The organism is Streptomyces sp. NPDC102462 (assembly GCF_044765425.1).
In the GTDB taxonomy this organism is placed as follows: domain Bacteria; phylum Actinomycetota; class Actinomycetes; order Streptomycetales; family Streptomycetaceae; genus Streptomyces.
Map to the genome: position 1 here is coordinate 14106 of NZ_JBIWKB010000044.1, position 18272 is coordinate 32377.

General features: G+C 70.5%; 17 protein-coding genes and 1 pseudogene. 12 read left to right on the forward strand and 6 right to left on the reverse strand.

Features of this window, described 5'->3' with window-relative positions; genetic code table 11:
• Positions 1-159: 159 nt before the first annotated feature.
• The gene (locus ACIRFL_RS30615) at positions 160-1653 is read left to right on the forward strand and encodes an aldehyde dehydrogenase (RefSeq protein WP_404034694.1); all 1494 of its coding nucleotides are present in this window, start codon (positions 160-162) and stop codon (positions 1651-1653) included.
• Between the two features lie 112 nt (positions 1654-1765).
• Positions 1766-2533 carry an SDR family NAD(P)-dependent oxidoreductase gene (locus ACIRFL_RS30620; RefSeq protein ID WP_404034696.1) on the forward strand — a complete coding sequence of 256 codons (768 nt, stop codon included), beginning with the start codon at positions 1766-1768 and terminating at the stop codon, positions 2531-2533.
• Between the two features lie 210 nt (positions 2534-2743).
• On the opposite strand, the gene ACIRFL_RS30625 is transcribed toward ACIRFL_RS30620, so the two are convergent.
• Both ACIRFL_RS30625 and ACIRFL_RS30630 read right to left on the reverse strand, forming a co-directional pair.
• Positions 2744-3706 carry a hypothetical protein gene (locus ACIRFL_RS30625; RefSeq protein WP_404034698.1) on the reverse strand — a complete coding sequence of 321 codons (963 nt, stop codon included), beginning with the start codon at positions 3704-3706 and terminating at the stop codon, positions 2744-2746.
• Between the two features lie 7 nt (positions 3707-3713).
• Positions 3714-4262: a peptidase inhibitor family I36 protein gene (locus tag ACIRFL_RS30630; RefSeq protein ID WP_404034700.1), complete on the reverse strand. Its 549-nt coding sequence runs from the start codon at positions 4260-4262 to the stop codon at positions 3714-3716.
• Between the two features lie 204 nt (positions 4263-4466).
• Between ACIRFL_RS30630 and ACIRFL_RS30635 the strand changes: the two genes are divergently transcribed.
• Both ACIRFL_RS30635 and ACIRFL_RS30640 read left to right on the forward strand, forming a co-directional pair.
• Positions 4467-5618 (forward strand): sensor histidine kinase, encoded by a 1152-nt coding sequence (locus ACIRFL_RS30635; RefSeq protein WP_404034702.1) that lies wholly within the window; start codon positions 4467-4469, stop codon positions 5616-5618.
• On the forward strand, positions 5615-6271 hold the full coding sequence (locus ACIRFL_RS30640; RefSeq protein WP_404034704.1) for a response regulator: 657 nt from the start codon (positions 5615-5617) through the stop codon (positions 6269-6271). The genes ACIRFL_RS30635 and ACIRFL_RS30640 overlap by 4 nt, the downstream gene beginning before the upstream one ends.
• A gap of 60 nt (positions 6272-6331) precedes the next feature.
• On the opposite strand, the gene ACIRFL_RS30645 is transcribed toward ACIRFL_RS30640, so the two are convergent.
• Positions 6332-6772: a MarR family winged helix-turn-helix transcriptional regulator gene (locus tag ACIRFL_RS30645; protein WP_404034706.1), complete on the reverse strand. Its 441-nt coding sequence runs from the start codon at positions 6770-6772 to the stop codon at positions 6332-6334.
• A 217-nt stretch (positions 6773-6989) separates the two neighbouring features.
• Between ACIRFL_RS30645 and ACIRFL_RS30650 the strand changes: the two genes are divergently transcribed.
• The 4 genes and pseudogenes from ACIRFL_RS30650 to ACIRFL_RS30665 all read left to right on the forward strand — a co-directional run bounded on the left by ACIRFL_RS30650 (position 6990) and on the right by ACIRFL_RS30665 (position 9670).
• Positions 6990-7646 carry an NAD(P)-dependent oxidoreductase gene (locus ACIRFL_RS30650; protein ID WP_404034708.1) on the forward strand — a complete coding sequence of 219 codons (657 nt, stop codon included), beginning with the start codon at positions 6990-6992 and terminating at the stop codon, positions 7644-7646.
• A 7-nt stretch (positions 7647-7653) separates the two neighbouring features.
• Complete coding sequence (locus tag ACIRFL_RS30655; RefSeq protein WP_404034710.1) at positions 7654-8481, forward strand: SDR family NAD(P)-dependent oxidoreductase; 828 nt, start codon at positions 7654-7656, stop codon at positions 8479-8481.
• Between the two features lie 114 nt (positions 8482-8595).
• Positions 8596-8718: pseudogene (locus tag ACIRFL_RS30660) on the forward strand (transcriptional regulator); the annotation flags it as partial.
• Positions 8717-9670, forward strand: coding sequence for an alpha/beta hydrolase (locus ACIRFL_RS30665; RefSeq protein WP_404034712.1), 954 nt, complete (start codon positions 8717-8719; stop codon positions 9668-9670). The pseudogene ACIRFL_RS30660 and the gene ACIRFL_RS30665, both read left to right, overlap by 2 nt.
• Before the next feature lie 268 nt (positions 9671-9938).
• On the opposite strand, the gene ACIRFL_RS30670 is transcribed toward ACIRFL_RS30665, so the two are convergent.
• Entirely contained in the window at positions 9939-10778 is an 840-nt protein-coding gene (locus ACIRFL_RS30670) for an SDR family NAD(P)-dependent oxidoreductase (RefSeq protein WP_404034714.1), read from the reverse strand.
• Positions 10779-10961: 183 nt separating this feature from the next.
• Here ACIRFL_RS30670 and ACIRFL_RS30675 point away from each other — a divergent pair, with 183 nt between their 5' ends.
• Positions 10962-11864, forward strand: a complete 903-nt coding sequence (locus ACIRFL_RS30675; RefSeq protein WP_404034716.1) for a helix-turn-helix transcriptional regulator — start codon at positions 10962-10964, stop codon at positions 11862-11864.
• Between the two features lie 120 nt (positions 11865-11984).
• Here ACIRFL_RS30675 and ACIRFL_RS30680 read toward each other — a convergent pair whose 3' ends face one another.
• A complete protein-coding gene (locus ACIRFL_RS30680) occupies positions 11985-13115 on the reverse strand; it encodes an MFS transporter (RefSeq protein ID WP_404034808.1) in 1131 nt (376 codons plus the stop codon).
• A gap of 44 nt (positions 13116-13159) precedes the next feature.
• A complete protein-coding gene (locus ACIRFL_RS30685; protein WP_404034718.1) occupies positions 13160-13735 on the reverse strand; it encodes a Chromate resistance protein ChrB in 576 nt (191 codons plus the stop codon).
• Between the two features lie 193 nt (positions 13736-13928).
• Between ACIRFL_RS30685 and ACIRFL_RS30690 the strand changes: the two genes are divergently transcribed.
• The 3 genes from ACIRFL_RS30690 to ACIRFL_RS30700 all read left to right on the forward strand — a co-directional run bounded on the left by ACIRFL_RS30690 (position 13929) and on the right by ACIRFL_RS30700 (position 18093).
• The gene (locus ACIRFL_RS30690) at positions 13929-14651 is read left to right on the forward strand and encodes a GntR family transcriptional regulator (protein WP_404034720.1); all 723 of its coding nucleotides are present in this window, start codon (positions 13929-13931) and stop codon (positions 14649-14651) included.
• Between the two features lie 609 nt (positions 14652-15260).
• Complete coding sequence (locus tag ACIRFL_RS30695; RefSeq protein ID WP_404034722.1) at positions 15261-16853, forward strand: AbgT family transporter; 1593 nt, start codon at positions 15261-15263, stop codon at positions 16851-16853.
• 154 nt (positions 16854-17007) lie between these two features.
• Positions 17008-18093 carry an NAD/NADP octopine/nopaline dehydrogenase family protein gene (locus ACIRFL_RS30700; protein WP_404034724.1) on the forward strand — a complete coding sequence of 362 codons (1086 nt, stop codon included), beginning with the start codon at positions 17008-17010 and terminating at the stop codon, positions 18091-18093.
• The last annotated feature ends 179 nt before the right edge of the window (positions 18094-18272 follow it).

An 18272-nucleotide genomic window follows, 5' to 3' on the forward strand; every position in this document is an offset into this window, starting at 1 on the left:
AAAAGCGATGACGCTGTTCTAAAATATCTGCTTTACAGGTGGCTCACCTGCTGATTCTGTCTATTCATCGCCCCGTTCCCCGCCGTACGGAGAGCCGCATGTCCGCCTCCGTCCGGTTCAGGGCGTGACCACGCGAACCGCTTCACCGGAGGCCCAGGCATGACGGCTGCGAACACCTACCAGCAGTGGACCAAGCTCGCGGCGGGCTTCGCCCCCGACGGCAACGCCTTCATCGACGGTGCCCGCCGCCCGGCCCTCTCCGGCCGCACCTTCTCCACGGTCAATCCGGCCACCGACACCACCATCGCGCAGGTGGCCCGGTGCGAGGCGCCCGACGTCGACGACGCCGTCCGCTCGGCCCGCGACGTCTTCGAACGCGGGGACTGGTCGCGCGCCGACCCCCAGGACCGCAAGGCCGCCCTGCTGCGCCTCGCCGACCTCATCCGCGACAACCTGGAAGAGCTGGCCCTCACCGAGTCCCTGGACATGGGCAAGCTGGTGGCCGACGCCGCCACGATCGACGTGCCGGGGACCGCGGCCGTCTTCGCCTGGTACGCCGAAGCCATCGACAAGCTGTACGACGAGGTGGCGCCGACCGGCCCCGGAAACCTGGCCCTGGTCCGGCGTGAGCCGCTGGGCGTCGTCGGAGCGATCGTGCCCTGGAACTTCCCCCTGGAAATGGCCGCGTGGAAGCTCGCCCCCGCGCTCGCGGCGGGAAACAGTGTGGTTCTCAAACCCGCCGAGCAGTCGCCGCTGTCCGCCCTCAGGCTCGGCGAGCTGGCCATAGCGGCGGGCATCCCGGCAGGCGTCCTCAACGTCGTCCCCGGCTTCGGCGAGGAAGCCGGCAAGGCGATCGGACTCCACCCGGACATCGACTGCGTCGCGTTCACCGGCTCCGGCGAGGTCGGCAAACTGCTCCTCGGCTACGCCGGGCAGTCCAACCTCAAGCAGGTCTGGCTGGAGTGCGGCGGCAAGAGCCCCAACATCGTCTTCACCGACGCCCGCGACCTCGACGAGGTCGCCGAAATGGCCTGCTTCGGCATCTTCGCCAACCAGGGCGAGGTCTGCTCCGCCAACTCCCGGCTCCTCGTGCAGGACACCATCGCCGACGACCTGCTGACCCGCATCATCGAGCGCGCCGCCGACATCAAGCCCGGTGACCCCCTCGACCCCGACGCCACCATGGGAGCGATGGTCGACCGCAAGCACGCCGACCGGGTCAAGGCCCACATCGACGCCGGCCGGAACGTGGCCCGCCTGCTGCACGGCGGCAACCTCGTCCAGGTCGACGGCCGCGGCAGCTTCATCGAGCCCACCGTCTTCGACCGCGTCCCCGCCGACTCGGCCCTGGCCGTCGAGGAGATCTTCGGCCCGGTGCTCGCCGTCCAGCGCTTCACCGAGGAGGACGAGGCACTGCGCATGGCGAACGACACCGTCTACGGTCTCGCCGCCTCGGTCTGGACACAGGACCTCTCCCGCGCACACCGCATGTCCGACCGGCTCAGGGTCGGCACCGTCTCGCTGAACACCGTCGACGCGCTCAACCCCGTCACCCCCTTCGGCGGGTTCAAGCAGTCCGGCTTCGGAAGGGACCTGTCGCTGCACTCCCTCGACAAGTACACGGCACTCAAGACGACCTGGATCAAGTACTGACAGCCGCCTCCGGCACCTGCAACCGCTCACCGGACACGCTCCGGCAGCACCCACCCAAGGCCGCGGCTCCCCCTCAGGAGCCCGGACACCCCGTTACCGACAAGGAGACATCATGCGTGGACTGAATGGAAAAGTGGCCTTCGTCACCGGCGGCGGCTCCGGCATCGGCCAGGCCTGCGCGCTGCGTCTGGCCGACGAGGGCGCCAAGATCGCCGTCGTGGACATCCGCCTCCCTGCCGCCGAAGAGACCGCCAAGACCATCGAAGCCGCCGGCGGGCAGGCCGTCGCGGTCGAGTGCGACGTCGCGTCCAACGAGCAGGTGTCCGCCGCCGTCGCACGCACCGTCGAGGCCTTCGGCGGCCTCAACGTGATCGTCAACGCCGCCGGCATCCTCGCCGCCGAAGGCGACGTCGTCGCGTGCTCGGAGGACGACTGGGACCGTGTCATGGCGATCAACGTCAAGAGCCAGTTCCTGACGGGCAAGCACGGTGTTCCCGCGATCCTGAACTCCGGCGGCGGCTCGATCGTCAACATCGCCTCGGTGTTCGGGTTCACCGCCCTGCCGGACGAATGCGCCTACGACGCGTCGAAGGGAGCCGTGCTCAACCTGACCCGCCACATGGCGATCCAGTACGCGACCAAGGGCATCCGTGTCAACGCCCTGTGTCCGTCCGACTGCGACACTCCCCTGCTCAACGCGCTGATCAGCGACGCGGCCGACCCCGAGGCCGAGAAGGCCAAGCTGGCCGCGCCGATCCCGATGGGCCGTCTCGCCAAGCCGGAGGAGATCGCGGCCGGCGTCGCCTTCCTCGCATCGGACGACGCCGGCTTCGTGACCGGCATCGCACTGCCCGTCGACGGGGGTTTCCTCGCCCAGTGAGCCAGAAGGCGCCGGGTCGTCGAGCGGAGCCATGGATGATGCTCCGCACGACGATCCGCTGCGGCTGCGGCGTCGGCTCCGGCTCCGGCCCGGCAGGGTGCCATGTCGGCGTCGGCTTCGGTCCGCGGTTCCGACGGCGCCGACCAGCCTCTCTGCCCGCCGCGGCCTGGGCAACGGCGGCACGGCCGGGACCGCCAGGGCCGCCCCTTCTCACTGAGGGTGGGGTCTCGGCGCGGGACCACTGGAGAGTTCAGCCAGCACTGCAGCGGCTCGACGCACCGCCGCAGCACGGTGAGACGCCAGATCCTCCAGGGATCTGTGGTCGGCTGTGGAAAGTGAGGCCACTGAAGTCCGCCGCGCGGCCAGGGCGGTTGACGGCAGATGGACCTGGGCAGCGCATTCGCCGTCGGCGACGGCCACAGCTTTTTCCTGTCGGCGGACGGCTGCTGTGGCGCCGTTGCGCTGATACTGCTCCTGCAGCGCGCTCTGCGCGGCCGAGGGCGTGTCGTACCGGTAACCGCGGCTGGCCATGCACCTCCGCCAAGCGGCAAGCGCCGCACGATAAGTGGGCGCCTGTGCCACCTGCTCGGCCAGACGGTTGTCGTACTGGTCCGGGATGTAGACGATGCGCGCCCACAGGGCAAGACTGCCGGCCACGGCCCGACGCCCGTCCGCTTCGCACCCCTTTCCCGGCATGCCCACGGTCTGCCGCCCACCGACGCCCAGGGTGACCCGGTCCGCTTTCTGGCCGAACAGGGCTATGTCGTAACGTTGTTGCTCCCGCGAGGGCAGTCGCTCGTAGTACCGCTCCTGCGCCTGCCGCGGCGGCGAGCCGTCCCGGTCTGCTCCCAGACCGTATCCGTGATCCCGACGGCCCGGCAGGTCGATCGCTGCGGCCTCGTCCTCCGGTGCGGGCAGGGGCGGCGGATCCCCGTCAGGGACATCGAATCCATGCGCGTCAAGGCACCGCCGCACCAGTCGGCTGACCGCCGTTTCAAGGAGGTGCTGGGAGGCCGGCCAGGCGCCCGACCGGGTCGCCAGGTCGGTGACCGATACGCGGGGCGAGGCCGGTGCGGTGCCATCCGGGTGCCGGGCCGGCTGCGCGGAGACGCAACCGGCCAGACCCAGGGCCAGGATCAGTGTCAGACACCGGCCCCCACGTGCGCTTCTCACCGTCGGCCTACCTCGGCGTGCACCAGTGCAGCGAGCTCACCGAGTCATTGAACGACGGGTCCCCGTACCCGGCCGGTGGTCCGGAACGCGACCCGAAGTCCACGATGTAGTCCCCCCGGGACAGACTGTGGTAACTCCCGCGGTAGTTGATGCTCGTCCACAGGTACACGGTGCACTGGCGACCGTCGTTGTAGGCCGAACTCGCACAGTCGTTGAACCCCGCGTGAGTGCACCCTGCGGGTCGGCTCAACCGCCTGAAGTCGGCGTAGTCGTCCTTGAAGAAGTACGCCGATCCGCGGAAGTTCGCGTGGGGCCACAGGCAGGTTCGCCCCGCCTGACAGGAGGGCGCCGCAAGTTGACCGGCCGAGGACGCCGTGCCGGCAGCGGATCCGGGACCGGCCACTGCGGCCGTGGTGCCGGCAAAGAGCAGGGCGGACACCAGGGCCACGGCACCGGTTCCCCAGCGAGCGATGTGCAGCTTCGTCTGTTTGCCCTCCTCTGTGCGCCGAGGAAGCCGCCGCGATGCAGACCACGAGGGTTCCGACGACCTGTTCATACGTTCCCCCTTTCCGAGCGTGGTGCCGGTGGTCGTCCGGCACCGTCGTGATCCCAGAACGTACGGTCCGCGCTGTGTGACCCGCGTCCCACAGGGGGTTGAACTCCCTTGCAGACCGGTGCAGTAGCCGTCCCGCTCCTACAACTTCCGCGGTACCGCGGAAGTTGGACGTCCGCCCACCGGGGCCGGCGTTACGCTGCCACGGTGCGGATCCGCCCTCTCGCCGTCGACACGCTGATCGCCGCGGCGCTGGCCGGTGTGGCCATGCTGCTGGGGCCGGAGGCCGCGCGCCAGGGGCAGAACCCGCTCGATGCGACCGCGTATGCGCTGGTGGTCCTGGTCCACCTGCCGCTTGTGCCGCGCGGCCGGGCTCCCGTCGTGGTCTGCTGCCTCGTGCACGCCGGCTGGCTGGTGTACATCACCGCCGGTTACTGGCCCGTGGTGTGCAGCTTCGGCCCCATGCTCGCCGTCTACACGGTCGCCTCCCTGCGCCCTGTGCGCATCTCTGTGCCGTGTGCGGGCCTGATGGGCGGGGTCTGGATCTACGCGGGCGCGGTGAACCACACCGACGGCTGGCCGTCCGTCGTCGGTCAGGCGATCGTCTACCCGGCGGTGCTGTGGCGATTCGGCGTCGTCGCCCGCCGCTCAGCCGAACTGACCCGGCAGCTACGCCGTGAACAGGCCGAGCGCGCCCGGCGCGAGGTCGCCGCGGAGCGCGGCAGGATCGCCCGCGAACTGCACGACGTGGTCGCCCACCACATGTCCGTGATCTCGGTGCAGACCGGTCTCGCCCGCTTCGTCTTCGACACCGACCACAACACCGCGCGCACCGCGCTGGAGACCATCGACGCCACCGGCAAGGAAGCCCTCGAAGAACTGCGCCGCATGCTCATGGTGCTGCGTGCCGCCGACGACGGCGCCCCGGCCGCACCGATGCCGGACCTGGCCCGTCTCGACGAGATGGCCGAACGCATCCGCACCGGCGGCGTTCCGGTCACCCTCACCGTGGAGGGTACCCCGCGCCCGCTCGCTCCCGGCGTCGAACTGTGCGCCTACCGAGTGGTGCAGGAGGCGCTCACCAACGTGCTCAAACACGCACCCGGATCGTGTGCGGAAGTACGGCTGAGGTATGAGCCGCATCAGGTGACCGTTTCGGTCACGGACGATGGCGAGGGGGTGATTCCGGACAGAGTACGAACCGGCGGGGGGCACGGCTTGATTGGCATGCGCGAACGGGCCAGGCTTTACGGCGGGCAGATCAGCATTGGCCCGCGGGACCAGGGCGGCTTCGCCGTACGGCTGACCTTGCCGACCTCCGCGCGGGCCGCGGCGCAGGGGGACGACGCGACCACATGACCACCGTGCTCGTCGTCGACGACCAGTTCCTCATCCGAGCCGGACTGGTCGGGCTGCTGCATGCCGCACCGGGCATCGAGGTGGTCGGCGAGGCGAGCGACGGCGCGGAGGCCGTGGCGCTCGCCGCCGAAACGGCCCCCGAGGTGATCCTCATGGACATCCGGATGCCCGGCATGAACGGCATCGACGCCACCGAACGCATCCTCGCCCAGGCCGCCGACCCCGCGCCCAGGATCCTCGTGCTGACCACCTTCGACCTCGACGAGTACGTGTACGGCGCGCTGCGCGCAGGAGCGTGCGGGTTTCTCCTCAAGGACTCCGGCCCGGAACGGCTGCTCGCCGCGGTCGCCGCGGTCCGCGGTGGCGATGCGCTCTTCGCGCCCAGCGTCACTCGCCGCCTGGTCGAGGCGTACGCGCGTCAGTCCGCAGGCGAACAGCCCGTCGGCCTGGAGGCGCTGACCTCCCGGGAAGTGGAGGTCCTGAAACTGATCGCACGTGGCCTGTCCAACCTGGAGATCGCCGACCGCCTCTACATCAGTGAGGCGACCGTCAAGACCCACCTCAACCGCACGATGACCAAACTGGACCTGGCCAGCAGGGCGCAGGCGGTCGTGGTGGCGTACGAATCAGGTCTTGTGACCCCGGGCCGATAGCGGCGTCGGCGAGGCCGCTCATCCCAACCGGACGGGCGGAACGGGGGTGATCGCCCGAGCTCAGTCCGTCCCCGAAGAGGCTGCGGACAACGCCGACAGGAGAAGTCCGGTGAGGTCCTGGCGTCGTTGTTCCCCGAGCACGCGTTCCAGGGCGGCGTCCACTTCGGCGTAGGCAGCGCGCCCCGCTCGCAGGAGCTCCTGGCCGGTTGCCGTGACGTGGAGTTCCGCGGTGCGGCCTCGTCCGGGGTCGGTACGGCGCTCGACGGCACCGCGCTCCTCCAGTTGCCGGACGGTGGCTTGGGCGCTCTGTGCGGTGATCCCCGCCCTGCGGCCCAGTTCGCTGTAGGACATGCCCGGCTCCCGCAAGAGGTGACCGAGGGCCGAGAGGTGGCGCAGCGTGTAGCCGGTCGGCTTGAGTGCCCGCTCGACGTCCTGGCGTGTTCGCCGTCCCAGGGCGGCGAGCAGGAAGGCGGTGCTGGTGGGCGGGGGCTGGGCGGTCACGGCTCCTCGTTCCTCCTCGAAAGGTTTCAGTTTGACTTTAACTGGAGTTCCAGGCAGGCTCCAGTCCCAGCAGGCGCGACGCAGGACTGCGCCCCGAGTTTCAGGCCAGCTGAAACGTGAGCGGAGTGGACCTTGCAGTGCCCCCCGCACCCCCGATGGAGACCGAAACCGCCCCAGGACGATCACCGCAGATGCCAGGTGATCCGGATGAAGTGAGATGACGGAGATGAAGCTCCTCGTGGTCGGCGCCAACGGCGGCCTGGGCAGGCAGGTGGTCACCCACTCCCTGGAGCATGGGCACCAGGTGACCGCGCTCGTACGACGGAGTGCGGGGCAGGCGAAGACGCCGGGGCTGCGCATCGTGGAGGGTGCCGTGGGCGATGACCTGGCCGCTGTCCGCCGCGCCGTCGACGGGCAGGACGCGATGGTCAGCGCGCTGGGCAATCCGCTCTGGCTCAAGGCACGTACCGGCTCAGCGGTGATGGCCCGGGCCACCGCGCATCTGATGGCCGCCATGCATCTGCATCAGGTACGGCGAATCGCCATGCCACTGGCCTGGGGAAGCGGCGCCTCACGAGAGCACACCGCGTGGCCGCTCAAGACGCTGACCCGGCTGCTCATCCGCCGCGACTACCAGGACTTCGACACCGCGGAGGCGATCCTCGCCGCCTCGGGGCTCGACTTCACCATCGCCTACTTCGGCTCGCTGACCGACCGGCCCGCCTCGTCCGCCTGGTCCGCCCACCCCGGCATCAAAACCCCCTCACCCCTGGCGATCAGCCGCGCCGACCTGGCCCAGTGCCTGCTGGACGCCGTCGAGTCCCCCAGCCCCGCCGCCGACCGCCTCTCGGGCAGCGGTGCGCCGAAAGGATGACGCTCCCATGAACCTCACGGGCAAGACCATCGTGCTGACGGGGGCCAGCTCGGGTCTGGGCGCCGAGGCCGCCCGCCTCCTTGGCGCCCGAGGTGCCACACTGCACCTCGTGGGCCGCGACGAGAAACGTACAAGGGCCATCGGTGAGGAACTGCACGCGCCCACCTACACGGCCGACTTCACCAGCCTGTCCCAGACGCTCGGTCTTGCCGCGCAGTTGGCCCACGCCGTGCCGAACATCGACGTACTGGCACTCAACGCCGGAGACGTCATGCCCCCGGGCCTCACCGACGACGGGATCGACGCCACCTTCCAGGCCAACGCCCTGGCGCCGTGGCTGCTGATGACACAGCTGGCCGCGAAGCTCGGTACCGGACGCGTCCTTCTGACCAACTCCCGGTCCCACAACAACGCCGTCCTTTCCCCGCACAACCTCGCCGCCGCCCTCGCGGGAGAGCCGCGTGTGTCGGGCCACCGCACCTACGCCCGCGCCAAGCTCGCCGCCGGAGTGCTGCTGCGCGAGTTCCACCGCCGCAACCCGGGCGTGGACGCCGGCGACTTCCACCCCGGCCTCGTCGCCTCGGACTTCGGCCGGCACATGGGCCGCACCGGCAGCCTCCTGAAGACCGCAGCCCGCCCGTTCATCGGCACCCCTCGCCAAGGCGCCGAACGGCTGGCCGAACTGGCCACCCGCCAACAGGCCCTCGCAGGCGCCTACTTCGTCCACACCCGCCGCGCCAAGGGTTCTGTCCAGCTGCACAGCCAGGAGCTCGGCACGGCCCTGTGGGACGTCGCCAACCACGCGACCGCATCCGCCGCGAACTCGACGGAGTAGCGCCTCAGACCCGCCCCGGCGAACGCAGCCGACGGCCGGCCCGGACACCGACCTGCCCCTGCGGGTGGCCGAGCCGACCGCTACCCGGGCCGCCGCACGCCGTGGCCTCCACGGACGCGGATCAAGACCGGTCGGAGCAAGCCCACCCTGCAGGTGGTGCTGCGACTGGCGAAGGAGTACGGCGGCTGCCTGGACGAGCCGGCCGGCACCGCACCCGCCCCTGCCTCCCGCCATCGTGGAGGGTGAAGCGCTGGCCGTCGACGCCCGCTTGCTGATCCGCTCCCTCGCCGGCAAGGAGTCGGCTCTGGTGGTCGAGGACTCACCGGAGCTGTCCCGGACGGCGCTGGAGCGCAACGCACCGATGCTCCGTGCCGGCCGGCGGCCGACGCGGGCGGTGACGGTGTCCGAGGTCTCCCTGACGGGCGGACAGAACGCCCTGGAAGCAACCCTGTACGTACCCGCGTCCTGCCCTGGAACGTCAGGTGCGCTGGTGTTCTTCCACGGCGGTGGCTGGGTGATCGGCAGCCGCGCCGGCTACGACCACGTGGGACGCTTTCTCGCCGAACACTCGGGCCACCGAGTGCTGTCGGTGGACTACCGGCTCGCGCCCGAGGACCCGTTCCCCGCCGCGGTGGACGATGCGCTGGCAGCATTCGACGACACCGTTGCGCGGGCTGAGGAATTCGGCATCGCCCCGGACAGGATCGTGGTCGGTGGGGACAGCGCGGGGGCCACGCTCGCCGCGGTGACCGCCCGTCGTGCCGCCGGGCGGAAGCACGGCCCCGTCCCGGCCGGGCAGTGGTTGCTGTATCCCGCCACGGACCTGGCCACTCGTCACCCGTCCCGGGACCCATACGGCAAGGGATTCCTGCCGACCGACGACGACATCCGCTGGTTCTACGACCACTACCTTCCCCCTGGAGTGGACCGTAGGGATCCGGATGTGTCGGTCCTCTACGGTGAGGTCGCCCCGGACACGCCACCGGCGCACCTCGTCACGGCGGGATTCGATCCGCTGCGTGACGAAGGCGAGTCCTACGCCGACAGACTTCGCTCCGCGGGTGTCCCGGTCACAGCCGTCCGCGAAGCGGACCTGCCGCACGGCTTCCTGCCGTTCGTCCGTCTCGGCCCCCGGTTCAACAAGGCCGTCACCGCAAGCGCTCACGCGCTGCGCCGGATGCTGGGCTGACCGGTTTCCCGTTGCATCCTCCTCGCGCACGCCGGACTGGCGGACGGCCGGCCGCTGGTCACACACGAGCGGGGCCAGGACCTCGCCGGAACGAAGGCCGTCCCGGTAGAGGCGCCCGCATGGTCGACGACGGCAACCTGCTCAGCTGCGGCAACGTCCAGCATTGCGTCGCCGGCGCTCACCCGACGGCCACGCGGCCGTCGAGTGGCCGTCCAGTGAGCAGGGATGTCATGGATACGTCCTGTTTCTCAGGGATCGGTCGGGGTGATCAGGCGGTGTCGTCGCAGGCCGTGGCGGCGGACTTGTCCTGCCAGGCCGCGAGGTCGTCCTGAAGGCTGCGGATCTTGACCAGTTGGCGTTCGATCGCGTCGCGGCCCAGGGCCAGATGCCCGGGGAGCTTGTCCCCGCTGGTGACCTCGTAGATCAGGGCGGCGCCCTTGACGGGGTCACCGAGCTGGGTGTGGTTGGCGGTGTCGACCCAGTCGAGGGTCGCGTGGGCGGGTGTGCCGTCGTAGGCGGGGATGCGCTGGGCCGCGGTCGACAGGGAACTGGCGTCGAGGAAGTCGGTGCGGAAGACGCCCGGCTCCACGACCATGCTCTGGATCCCGAACGGCTCCAGCTCGACCGCCAGCGCCTCGCCGATGCCGGCCACCGCGAACTTCGAGGCGCTGTACAGGCTCACTCCGGGCTCCCCCTCGAATCCGGAGCGGGAGCCGATGTGCACGATCTTCCCCGCTCCGGCTGCTCGCATCACGGGCAGCACGGCGCGGGTCATGTTGATCAGCCCGAAGACGTTGAGGTCGAACAGGGAGCGTGCCTCGGAGTCGGTGATCTCCTCCAGCGCCCCGAGCAGGCCACGGCCCGCGTTGTTGACGAGGACGTCGATGCCGCCGAAGTGCTGCACGGCCGTCTCGACGGCAGCCGTGATCTGCTCACTGCGGGTGACGTCGAGTGCGACGCCGAGGACTCGGTCGGAGTGCCGCAGGTCGTCCGGCAGCTTCTGCGGGTTCCGGGCGGCGGCCACGACCGTGTCGCCGCCCCGGAGCGCGGCCCGCGCGATGTCCAGACCCAGCCCGCGGGATGCGCCGGTGATGAACCACGTCGACATGAGATGCCTCCACATTGTGTGCTCAGAAGGTGTCCCGGCCGCCACTGCCGGCGGCGCGGCCCTGCATCCACTGAACCAGCTCTGAGCAGGCACAAGAGGCCGCAGAAGGGCCCGTCTGATCGGGGGACAAAGTGGGCCACCCTCCCGGCGTCGAATCCCCGGCGACTGCGCGACCCTGGATGGATGGACCGTGAGCACCCCACCAGCGCACCGATGGCGGAATTCCTCCGCGCCGCCCGCTCGCGCCTCACCCCGCGGGAAGCCGGCCTCGACGACCCCGGCCTGGGCCGGCGCCGGGTGTCGGGCCTGCGCCGGGAGGAACTGGCCCGGCTGGCCGGTGTGAGCGTGGACTACTACACGCGCCTCGAACAGGGCCGCAGCCGCAGCGCCTCCGCGGAAGTCCTCGACGCACTCGCCACCGCCCTGCACCTGGACGACGCCGAGCGCAGCCACCTGCACACCCTCGCCCGGCCCCGGCCCGTCCGGCGCCGCCGCCCCCGCCCCCAGCGGGTCCACCCCGCCACCTGGGACCTGCTGGACGCCCTCCAGCAGGCCTGCCGCCCCGGCTTCGTCCTCGGGCGGCGCCTCGACGTGCTGGCCCACAACCAGCTGGCCGGGCGGCTGATCACCGACTTCCGGACGCTAACCGCGGCCGAGCGGAACCAGGCACGCTTCGTCTTCCTCGACCCGCACGCGCGCGAGCTGTACCGGGACTGGACCCGCGTCGCCGCGGACACCGCCGCCATGCTCCGCCTCGACGCGGGCCGCCACCCGGACGACCCGACCCTGGGCGCCCTGGTCGGTGACCTGTCCATACACAGCGAGGAGTTCCGCCGCTTCTGGTCGGACAACAAGGTCCACCGGCGCACGACCGGCACCAAGGACTACCACCACCCGCTCGTCGGCGACCTCACCGTCACCTACCAGGCCCTCACCCCCGCAGACGACCCGGACCAGATCCTCTTCGTCTACGGCACCGAACCCGGCAGCCCCTCCGAGACCTCCCTGCGCCTGCTGGCCCAATGGAGCAGGGCGGCAGCCGACACCGGCGGCGTCACAGCGCAGGCCCCAGGAGCCCACGACTGACACAAGCCCGCTCCAGGCTTTGCGCCCCGGGTCAGCGGGAGACCAGCGGCACCGAAGCCCGGCGGGAGCGTGGGCGGCGCGTTGGTTGGCGGGTTCCCGCCGGCGGGCGGGGGCCGCGGGTCAGCGGGGTGTGGGGCGTCCTCGCACGGCGAGGATCAGGAGTACGGTCACCAGGGCGAGTGCGGCATATCCCCAGCCGAGGGTGACGGTCGAGGCGATCGACGCGACGAGGAGCGGGCCTCCGGCGTCGCCGAGTTCGCGGCCGAGTTCGGCCGCGCCCATGGTCTGTCCCATCCGCTCCGGCGGTGTCGACGCGGCCAGGGCCGCGAAGCCGAGCGGTGTGATCAGCCCGGTCCCCGCACCGATCAGGACCGCCGCCACCAGCAGACCGGCGACACCGGGCAGGACGGCGGCGGCCAGGCCGCACCCGGTCAGTGCCAGCCCCGCGACAAGGCCGGAGCGGGTGGTCAGCCGCTCCGTGTCCAGGGCGCGCCCGGCCCACGGCTGGATGAGCGCCGCGCACGCGGCCAGCAGCGACACGGCCGCGCCGGTGGCCACCGGCGGCAGACCGTCGGCCCTCCCGGACAGGGGCAGGAACCCGACGCCGACGGACAGTGCGGCGGTGGCGGCGGCCAGTGCGGCCACCGGCCGCACGAACGACCCGTCCGCCAGGCGGCGCACCAGGCCGGCGAGGGTCTGCCGCGTCCTGGGCAGCGGCGGCACGGCCGGGACCGCCAGGGCCGCCCACAGTGCGACCGCCGCGGCCAGCACCATCAGCACGGCGAACAGCAGCGTCAGCCCGCCCGCCCACACCAGCACCCCGCCGAGCAGCGGCCCCGCGGTGTAGCCGATGCTCTTGCAGAAGCCGTAGGAGCCGAACGCCCGCCCGCGCTTGGCCCGCGGGTTCAGGCGGGCGACCAGCGCGGAGGCGGCCGGGGAGAACGCCGAGGCCGCCGCTCCCTGCCCGAGCCGGGCGGCCCACAGCCAGGCCGGGTCCCGTACGGCGACGAACACGGCCGAGGCGGCGGCGAACGCGATCAGACCGCCCCCCAGGACCGGACGGGCGCCGACGCGGTCGGCGAGCGTGCCGAACACCGGCTTGAGGACGACCTCCGCGCCGTCGTACAGGGCCAGCAGCACCCCCAGATACAGCACCGACCGGACCAGGTCGGCATCGCCCGCACCGAGGTTGGCCGCGATGCCGTGCGCGCCGAAGGCGGTGGTGAACCCGGCCGCGTACAACGGCCACATCCGCCGCCGCCCCGCGGCGGGTATCGCGGCGGCCGTCCGCCCGCTCACGGCTTGCCCTCTGCGTCGGCGCTGGAGAAGGCGTGCAGGTGGGCGAAGACCCGCTCGCTGTAGTCCTCGAACCGCCGTGCGCACTCGGTGAGTTGCCGGTCGGCCTGCTGGACGCTCCGGGCCCCGAACACGTCCCGGGCCTTCAGGTCCCGGTGCCAGCGCCGCAGCCGCTCCAGCGACTGCTCCTCCTCTTCCAGCTCGGCCAGGGTGAACTTGCCCTTGCCGATCTCCTTGTCCAGCTCCGCGGTGTACTTGCCGCAGTCGGCGGTGAACTCCGCCCAGTCCTCCTCGCGGGCGGCGGTGAACATCGCCTCGAACCGGGCGGCGTCCTCGGGTCCCCGGCCGGCGGCCCGCAGCACCACGCTCTCGCCCCGGGCACGCTCGGCCAACTCCAGCGCGCGCCGCACGCCGTCGGCGAAGGCCGGCACGTCCGGGACCGCCCACACGCCCTGGCCGAGCGACAGCGCACCGACCTTGCGCAGCTCCCGCCACACCGCGACCCGATGCCGCGACGGCCGCACCGGCAGCCGCACGATCAGCACCACCCATTGCATCACCGGTCCGCCACTCACCCGCTGAAAGTAACACGCGTTACAAACCCATGAGGAGTGGGCGTCACGTGCTGCTCTGCCGGGCGGGTACAGCAAGTGGCTGCCAAGAAGAGCAGCCGGCAAGCCTCAGCCGTAAGACCAGATGCCTCACGGCTTAATTGACTGTAAAAATCGGGTATTGACCGGTCATTTGGCCGCCTCTACATTTTTGGCCATGGCATTCCCGGCGTACCTGCGGATCCGCAACGAGTTCGAGCAGCAGATCCGCTCCGGCGCACTTCCTCCCGGCAGTCGGCTTCCCACTGAGGCCGAGCTTCAGCAGCTGTACTCGATCGGCCGCGCGACCGCGCAGCGGGTGCTGACCGAGCTGGCGCAGGCCGGGCTGGTGGAGCGCCACCGCCGGCGGGGCACCTTCGTCACCGACGGAGCACGGCAGGAGAATCTGCTGCGCTTCGTCAACACGTCCCTCCCGGGGCCGAAGATCCCCGGGCGGCATGCCGTGGAGTCCGCACAGGTGGTCCAGGCCGGCGAGGCCGGTCTGGATCTGCCGGGCGTGGACGGCGACACACCCGTGCATCAACTGCGACGGCTGAAGTACGACGTCGACGACAACGTGATCGCCGTCGAACTGTCCGTCATCCCGTTCGCCCTCGCACCCCGATTGCAGGAGGAGGATCTCGGCCACCTGACGACACATGACTACTTCGCCCGCACGGGCATCCCAGCGGTCAAATCCCGCATCTACATCGATCCCATCGCGCTCGACGCCGCGACCGCGGCGCGGCTGCGCGTGCCCGAGGGCCAGGCGGTGATCCGGCTGCGCCGGCTGACCTGGCTGGCCGACGGCAAGCTCGCCGAAGCGAGGTGGGACATCACCCGCCCCGACCTCGTCGAGTTCTTCCTTGAGCAAACCATCGATCCCCGACCGGGCTCCTAGGTCCTGCCGTCAAACTCCCGTCGTTCGCCCGGAGGGCGAGGCAGGCGGGGGGTTTGACGACAGGGGCTAGGTCCGACGGGCTCCGTCGGACAATCTGACCGGCGGCCGGCTCACCGCGGCAGCACGGCACAGCGCTCGCCCGAGCCGGGTCACGTCCTTCACCACCCACGCGGTCTGTCCGGCACGGGCCCCTGGCCTTCCTGTACCGGACGGGTCCGCGACCCAAGATCATGGCGCGCCCGGCCCGGTCGGCGCGCTACGAAGCAGCTCTCCGCAGCGTGCCAGGCACGGCCTCGGTCCATCGCGACCGACTGCTCAAGCGTGCCGTCGCCCCCGTCAGGGGCAACATCGGCGCACTCACCGAGCGGCTTCTCCCACCAGTACGCCGTCCGGCCCGCTCCCGGCCGCTGCCCAACCCTGCCCGGGTTCTCCGAACGCGGTGTCACCCAGCAGTTCTCCAGCCCGATCGCCTTCGGGATCCGTCACGCGCCGAACCGGCCCTTCAGTACGGACTCGCACGTGGACGGACGGAACACCACGCATCGGACAGATGCATCCCCTGTTGTCCCTGAAGCGGCTCCAGCGCAACCGACCCGAAAGGCCTCTGAGATGACGCAAACCGCGAGCAGCAGACCGGTCGCCGACCCCTCCATGAAACGGCTGTTCCGGGCGCTCAGCGCCATCGAACGAGCGGGAAACAAGCTCCCCCATCCGTTCTGGCTGTTCTGTATTCTGGCGGCCCTCCTCGGCGTGACGAGTGCCGTGCTGGCCGGTGCCCATGTGTCCGTCACGCTGCCCTCGACGGGTGACTCCGTCGCGGTGCAGAACCTGTTCTCCGCCGCTGGAGCCAAGTTCGCGGCGCAGTCCGCGCTGGACAACTTCGCCGGCTTCCCGCCCCTGGCGGTCGTCGTGGTGGTCCTGCTCGGCGTCAGTGTCACCGAGAAGAGCGGACTGCTCACCGCTCTCCTGCGCGTCACGATCGGCCGGCTGCCCAAGCGCTGGCTGACCTTCTCCATCGCCTTGAGTGCCATGACCGCGCACGTCATGAGCGATTCGGCCTACATCGTGATGATTCCGCTCGGCGCCCTCGCCTATCGCAGCGTGGGCCGCAGTCCTCTGCTGGGCCTGATGGTCGCGTACGCGGCGACGGCGATCGGTTTCAACGCCAGCCCGCTCGTGACGCCGGCCGACGCCATACGTTCCTCCCTCGCGACCGCGGCCGCACACACCGTCGATCCCCACTACGTCATCACCCCGGTCGCCACATACTTCTTCACCGCCGCATCCTCGGTCTTCCTTGCCGCCGTCATCGCCCTCACCGTCGATCTGTTCCTGGCGAAACGGCCCGAGTTCGCCTCGACACCCGAGGACGAGGCGGTCGCCGACACGGTCTTCAACGCCCGGCACGCCGACACCCCCGGGCTCGGTGACGCCCCGAACGCCATCGCGCTGACCGCCACCGAGAAGCGCGCCATGAAGCTGTCCGCCGCGGTGCTCGTGGTCTACGCCGTGGGGGTGGCGGCACTGCTGTGGCCGGGCTCCCCCTTCCGCGGAGAGGGCGGCAGCATCGTCCAGTCCGTGGTGGTCGTGAACATCGCCGTGTTCATCGCGCTGCTGTTCGCGATCCTCGGGATCGTGTACGGCAGGCAGGTGGGCACGATCCCCACCCTGTCGTCCGTCCCGGCCGTCATGGCGGACGGTATCCGCTCCATCGCCCCCGTGATCGTGCTGTTCTTCGCGGTCGCGCAGTTCCTCGCCTACTTCACATGGACCGGCATCGGATCCGTGATCACCTTCGAGGGCGCCGATCTCCTCAAGTCCCTGGATGCGCCGCACGTGGTCATCCTGCTGGTGATCGTCGTGGCCATCAGCGGCCTCAACATCATCATCAGCAGCGGCTCGGCCATGTGGTCCATCCTCGCCCCCGTGGTGGTCCCGCTGGCGATGTACATCGGGCTCGCGCCCCAGGCCGCCATGGTCGCCTTCGCGATCGGAGACTCGGTCACCAACACCACCCCGATGAACGCGTACTTCGTCCTGGCCCTGGGATTCGTCCAGCAGTTCCGCAAGGGCGCCGGCATCGGAACGCTGCTGTCCTTCACGGTTCCCGTCGGATTCACCGTGCTCGTCTCATGGGCGTCCTTCTTCGCCCTCTGGTACACGCTCGGCATCCCGCTCGGACCAGGCGTGCCCATCAGGTAGACCCGTCGGGCCCGCTGCCGGCGGCAAGTTGCCGAGCAGCCGGCGCCTGATGACCGCGGGGCGAATCTCACGACCACACAGCCCCTGCGGGACTTCACACCTCGGCCGAGCCGGGGCCACGTCCGGATCGCAACAGAAAGAGAGAACGTCTCGCATGGGTAGCATCGCCATCATCGGTGCGGGGAACGTCGGTCAGGCCATCGCCGGCCATATGTCGCTCCAGGGCCACGACGTGCGGCTCTTCGACAGGTGGGGCCACGATCTCGAACCGATCAGGGCCAATGACGGCGGCATCGATCTCGTCGGCGAGGTGGAGGGTCACGGCAGGCCGTCCGTGCTGACCACCGACCTGAAGGAAGCCGTCGACGGCGCACAGGTCGTCGTCGTCGCCGCGCCGGCCTTCGCACACGCCTATATCTCGCAGGAACTCGCGGCCGTCCTGGAACCCTCCCAACTCGTCCTGTTCCAGCCGGGGGTGCTGGGCAGCGGTGTCGAACTCGCCCGCATGTTCTCGCTCGCCGGGCGCACCCGCTGCCTCATCGCGGAAACACCGACCAGTCTGTACACATGCCGCCTGCGCAAGCCCGCGCATGTCTACATCGGGGCGATCAAGCACTCGGTACCGCTGGCCGCCGTCCCCCACACGGACACCCCGCGGGCCCTGGAGATCCTGCGGGCCTATTTCGGACAGCGGTACGCGGCGGGCGGGGACACGCTGGCCGTCGGGCTCTCCAACTGCAACCCCATCTATCACGTCCCGCCGGCGGTGCTGAACTTCAAAACGGTCGAGGACGCCGACCGACACCCGTTGCACTCCCTGGTCACGCCCCGCATCGCCGAGGTCATCGACGCACTCGACAAGGAACGCCTCAGCCTGGCGCACGCCCTCGGAGTCGAGGCGACCAGCTTCTGGGACTTCCTCACCACCGCCTACGGTGTCACTGAGGGCACTTTCGTCGAACGGATCGTGCAGGGCTACGGCCGGCAGGCCTTCCCCGAACCGGACTCGGTCACCCACCGCTACTTCACTGAGGACATCCCGTTCGGACTGGTCATCTGGCGCTCGCTGGCCGAACAGCTCGGGCTCTCCCTGCCCTTGACCGACTCCTTCATCGCGGTGAGCAGCACCCTCTGCGGACGGGACTTCGCCGCCGACGGCAGGACGGCCGAGTCACTGGGCCTGCTGCGCTCCGACGCCGCCGGCATCCGCGCGGCCTTCATCGACGGCGCGGTGTGCTGACCTTCTGACCGACGGGAGCGCGCCGCCTCTCGTGGCCGGTTGTGAGGCCGCACAAACAGGCGCGCTCCCCGCATCACCGGCCCTTCCCGGAGACAACCAAGCTGCCGCGGGCGCCTGACGGCGGGCGCCCGCGGCTCCGTCGGGTGTGCTACCGGGCGTATGCCTCGGGAGCCTCGCCG